Source organism: Sandarakinorhabdus sp. (assembly GCF_041689835.1).
Classification (GTDB): domain Bacteria; phylum Pseudomonadota; class Alphaproteobacteria; order Sphingomonadales; family Sphingomonadaceae; genus Sandarakinorhabdus.
Genome location: NZ_JBDNFM010000248.1, coordinates 1 through 5,039, shown reverse-complemented (window position 1 = coordinate 5,039; position 5,039 = coordinate 1). Strand labels below are relative to the sequence as shown.

Sequence of the window (5,039 nt, the reverse complement as noted above, 5' to 3'; positions counted from 1 at the left end):
CGGCGCTGGCCAGCGGGCCGGCTTATTACAGGCTCTTCCAGGATATCGTCTTCTCGCCGCTGGGCGTCATTGTGGGCTTCGGGCTGACCTGGTCGATGTTCCAGCACATGGGCAGCGGCATGCGCCACTTCATCATGGACAGCGGCGAAGGCTATGACCTCGTCACCTCGCGCCGGATGGCGTTGGCAACAATGGTGTTTTCCGTCGCTGCCACCCTGGCCTTCTGGGCGTGGATTTTGCTCGGCACTGGGTATCGAGTGGGGTATTGATGATGGGCAACGGAACCCAATTGGGCCGCGTTCGCGGGCTTGGCGCTGGCGGCGGTGCCGTGGTGCATCATTGGTGGTTGCAGCGCGTCACTGCGGTGGCCAGCCTGTTCCTCGTGCTGTGGTTCGTCTTCAGCCTCGCCCGCCTGCCCAGCTTGGATTATGCCAGCACGGTCGCATGGGTGCGCCAGCCGCTGGTGGCGGTGCCGCTGTGCCTGCTGGTGGTCTCGGTTTTCTGGCACTTCCGTCTGGGCGTGCAAGTGATGCTGGAAGATTATCTGCATGGGTCAAAGCGCGTCATCGCTTTGCTGGCCTTGAACTTTTACACCTTTGCTCTGGCCGCTCTGACACTGTTCTCAGTGCTCAAGGTCGCGCTGGGTGCTGCCTGAAGCCTTGATGGGAAATATCCGTGCCTGAAGCCTATCAGATCATCGATCACGTGTACGATGCCGTTGTTGTGGGGGCAGGTGGCTCTGGCCTGCGCGCAGCGATGGGCATTGCCGAAGCCGGCCTGAAAACCGCGTGCATCACCAAGGTGTTCCCCACGCGCAGCCATACGGTCGCTGCGCAGGGCGGTATCGCGGCCGCACTGGGCAACATGGGCCCGGATCACTGGACCTGGCACATGTACGACACGGTAAAAGGCAGCGACTGGCTCGGCGATCAGGACGCAATCGAGTATCTGTGCAAGGAAGCCCCGGCCGCCGTTTACGAACTCGAACATTTCGGCGTTCCGTTCAGCCGCACCGAAGCCGGCCGCATCTATCAGCGCCCGTTCGGCGGCATGATGCAGGACATGGGCAAGGGCCCGCCGGCGCAACGCACCTGCGCCGCCGCCGATCGCACCGGCCACGCCATGCTGCATGCGCTTTACCAACAGAGCCTGAAGCACAGCACCGAATTTTTCATCGAATACTTCGCCATCGATCTGATCATGGTGGACGGTGCCAATGGCAAGGAATGCAAGGGCGTCATCGCCATCAACATGGAAGACGGCAGCATCCACCGTTTCCGCAGCCACCAGACGGTTCTCGCCACGGGCGGTTATGGCCGCTGCTATTTCTCCGCCACCTCGGCCCACACCTCGACGGGTGATGGCGGCGGCATGGCGATCCGTGCCGGCGTGGCCATGCAGGATATGGAATTCGTGCAGTTTCACCCCACCGGCATTTACGGCGCCGGCGTGCTGATCACCGAAGGTGCGCGCGGGGAGGGTGGTTACCTCACCAACAGCAAGGGCGAACGCTTCATGGAGCGTTATGCACCGTCCGCCAAGGATCTCGCCAGCCGCGATGTGGTTTCACGTTCGATGGCGATGGAAATCCGCGAAGGCCGCGGTGTGGGTGCGGAAGGCGACCATATCCACCTGCATCTCAACCACATCGATTCCGCCGTGCTGGCCCAGCGCTTGCCCGGCATTTCCGAAACCGCCAAGGTGTTCGCCGGCGTAGACGTGACCAAAGGTCCGATCCCGGTGGTGCCGACCGTGCATTACAACATGGGCGGCATTCCGACCAATTATCACGGCGAAGTTGTCACTCTGAAGGATGGCAACCCTGACAGCGTGGTGCCCGGCCTGTTTGCTGTGGGTGAAGCCGCCTGCGTCTCGGTGCACGGTGCCAACCGGCTTGGCTCCAACAGCCTGATCGATCTGGTGGTATTCGGCCGCGCCACGGCGCACCGGGTAGCTGCCGTCCAGAAGGCCAACGTCGGCCACGCCGCGTTACCCAAGGACAATGCCGATTTCGCCTTGGGACGCCTTGATAGCTTCCGTTTTGCCAAGGGTGGCTCCACCACCGCCGAAGTGCGGCTGGCGATGCAGAAAACCATGCAGGCCAACGCCGGCGTGTTTCGCACCAGCGAGATCCTTGATGAAGGCGTGCGCAAGATCGACGCTGTCTATCAGCGCATGGCCGATATCGGCACTGCCGATCGCAGCCTGGTGTTCAACACCGATCTGATCGAGACGCTGGAGCTGGATAACATGATCGGCCAGGCCGTGCTGACCGTGCACATGGGCCAAGCCCGCCATGAAAGCCGCGGCGCCCACATGCACGAAGATTATCCGGCGCGGGATGATGACAAGTGGATGGTGCACTCGCTGGGCTGGTTCCGTGATGGCTCGGTAGACCTCGCCGCCCGCCCGGTGCACACCTACACGCTCTCGGACGAGATCGAGTACATCAAGCCCAAAGCGCGGACGTATTGATCAAAGGCTTGCAAAATGGCTGAATTTTCACTCCCTTCGAACAGTGTCATCAAGAAGACTGGCGTGACCTATCCCGCCCCCGCCGGGGCGGCGCGGACCAAGGCATTCAAGGTCTATCGCTGGAATCCGGATGATGGTCAGAACCCGCGTTATGACACCTACACGCTCGATCTTGATGCGACCGGGCCGATGGTTCTGGATGCGCTGATCAAGATCAAGAACGAGGTCGATTCCACACTCACCTTCCGGCGGTCGTGCCGGGAAGGGATTTGCGGGTCGTGTTCGATGAACATCGACGGCACCAACACGCTGGCCTGCACCATGCCGATCGCCGACGTGAAGGGCGAGGTGGTGATCACACCGTTGCCGCACATGGAGGTGATCAAGGACCTCGTCCCTGATTTCAAGCACTTCTATGCCCAATATGCCTCGATCAAACCATGGTTGCAGACTGTTACCCCGGCGCCATCGGGGGAGGAGCGCATCCAGTCGCCCGTTGAGCGCGAGCAGCTGGACGGACTGTATGAGTGCATACTGTGCGCGTGCTGCTCAACTGCATGCCCATCCTATTGGTGGAACAGCGACAAGTTCCTCGGCCCCGCCATCCTGTTGCAGGCCTATCGCTGGCTGGCCGACAGCCGCGATGAGATGACTGGCGAGCGGCTTGATGCGCTGGAAGATCCGTTCCGCGTCTATCGCTGCCACACCATCATGAACTGCTCCAACGTCTGCCCCAAGGGCCTCAACCCCGCCAAGGCCATCGCAGAGATCAAGCTGATGATGCTGGAACGGGCCGGATAAACCGTCCGGCTGCGTAAGGAACTGCCATGGACAATCCCGTGCTGTGCCAGCTTTCCGCGAGTGAGGCCGTGGTCTTGATGGCGGCAGGCGAAGTGACCGCCGAGGCCTATGCGGCGGCGTTGCTGGAACGTTGCGCGAACGGCGCGCATCTGAATGCCTTCATCAGTATCGACGCCGCGAGGGTGCTGGCCCAGGCCCGTGCCGCCGACGCACACCGGGCGGCGGGTAGCCCGCTGGGCCTGCTGCACGGCCTGCCGGTGCCGGTTAAGGACAGCATCAACACCGCGGATTATCCCACCACCGGCGGCACCAACGCGCTGCGCGGTTTTCAGCCAAAAACCGATGCAGCGGCAGTAGCGCTGCTGCGCCGGGCCGGCGCCATCGTGCTGGGCAAGACCAATCTGCACGAATTGTCGTTTGGCTGGACCAGCAGCAACGCCGCGTTTGGCGCCGTGCGCAACCCGCACGACCCGCAGCGGATTCCCGGCGGCAGTTCAGGCGGCACAGCGGCAGCAGTGGCAGCGGGCATGGCGCCGCTGGGCGTTGCCGAGGATACCGCTGGATCGATCCGGGTGCCGGCTGCGCTGTGCGGGCTGTTCGGGTTTCGGCCCACCACCGGCCGCTATCCCAACGACGGTGTGGTGCCGATGACGTCGGTTTTCGATCAGGTCGGCTCGCATGCGCGCTGCATGGCCGATATCGCGCTGTTCGATGCCGTGATGACCGGTGATGAACGACCCATCTCGCCCACCGCACTGACCGGCCTGCGCATCGGCATCGATCGCGAATTCTTTTGTTCGGGGCTGGATGACGAGGTGGCTGATGCTCTGGCCGACATCATCGCGCGTCTGGAAGCCGCCGGCGCGGTGTTGGTGGATGTTCAGTTGCCCGGCCTGCAAGCGCTGGTGGATGCAGCTAGCGTTCCGATCATCTTTAATGATTTTCTGCCGTCACTGGCGGCCTATCTGCACGCCCATGACGCGCCGGTGAGCCTTGAGTCGGTGCAGGCGCAGGTGGCCAGCCCAGACGTGATGGCCGCGCTCAACATGTGCACGCCCATTGGTGCAGCAGGTGCCGAAGCGGGATATCTCGCAGCCCGCGGCGAGCATCGCGGTGCGCTGCAGCGGTTGTTTGCCGATTGCTACGCCGATCACGACATCGCGGCTCTGCTGTTTGCGACCACAATGGTGACAGCCCCGCTGATCGGTGAAGACCGCACGGTGCGCATCAACGGCGGAAACGTGCCGTTTGCCGTGGCTATCGGACGCAACATCATGCCCGGCAGTACGGCCGGCCTGCCCGGGTTGGTGATGCCCTGCGGACTTGGCCGCTCCAGCGGTTTGCCGATGAGCATCGAACTTGACGGGCCAGTCGGCAGCGACCGCGCGTTGCTGGCGATCGGCATGGCGGTAGCTGCGGTGCTGCCGCTAATGCCGGTGCCGGTTGCTGTCACATCAGCTTCGCTTGCCGCTCACTCCGGGCTTTGATACGTTGCTTATGCAACGCCGGCGCCTGCCGGCCGTAGTAGTGGCATAATGGGTGGAACAGTGCAGCAGATGGCAAGCCTCGGCGGACAGCCTGAGCGGGTGAGCGGATGAACGCGATCACGTTTTCCACGCGCGCCGCGATGGACCGCAAGTCTGCGCGTATTCTGCCTCAATACAACAGCTTGCATCACCGTGGCTGGTGGAAACTCGCCACCATCGTGTTCGCGGTGCTGGCCCTGCTGCTCACCCTGTACACCGGCTTTCTGGTTGCCATCG

5 protein-coding genes are annotated in these 5,039 nt (G+C 62.8%); all 5 read left to right on the top strand.

The window, feature by feature from the left end; translation table 11 throughout:
* Positions 1-269 (top strand): succinate dehydrogenase, cytochrome b556 subunit (locus ACESL8_RS12820; protein WP_372919461.1); only part of this gene is annotated, 269 nt, incomplete at its 5' end.
* A gap of 2 nt (positions 270-271) precedes the next feature.
* Positions 272-655, top strand: a complete 384-nt coding sequence (gene sdhD / locus ACESL8_RS12815; protein WP_372919459.1) for a succinate dehydrogenase, hydrophobic membrane anchor protein — start codon at positions 272-274, stop codon at positions 653-655.
* A 20-nt stretch (positions 656-675) separates the two neighbouring features.
* Complete coding sequence (gene sdhA / locus ACESL8_RS12810) at positions 676-2,475, top strand: succinate dehydrogenase flavoprotein subunit (protein ID WP_372919457.1); 1,800 nt, start codon at positions 676-678, stop codon at positions 2,473-2,475.
* A gap of 15 nt (positions 2,476-2,490) precedes the next feature.
* Positions 2,491-3,276: a succinate dehydrogenase iron-sulfur subunit gene (locus tag ACESL8_RS12805; protein WP_372919455.1), complete on the top strand. Its 786-nt coding sequence runs from the start codon at positions 2,491-2,493 to the stop codon at positions 3,274-3,276.
* 26 nt (positions 3,277-3,302) lie between these two features.
* Positions 3,303-4,763 (top strand): amidase family protein, encoded by a 1,461-nt coding sequence (locus tag ACESL8_RS12800; protein ID WP_372919453.1) that lies wholly within the window; start codon positions 3,303-3,305, stop codon positions 4,761-4,763.
* Positions 4,764-5,039 lie beyond the last annotated feature (276 nt).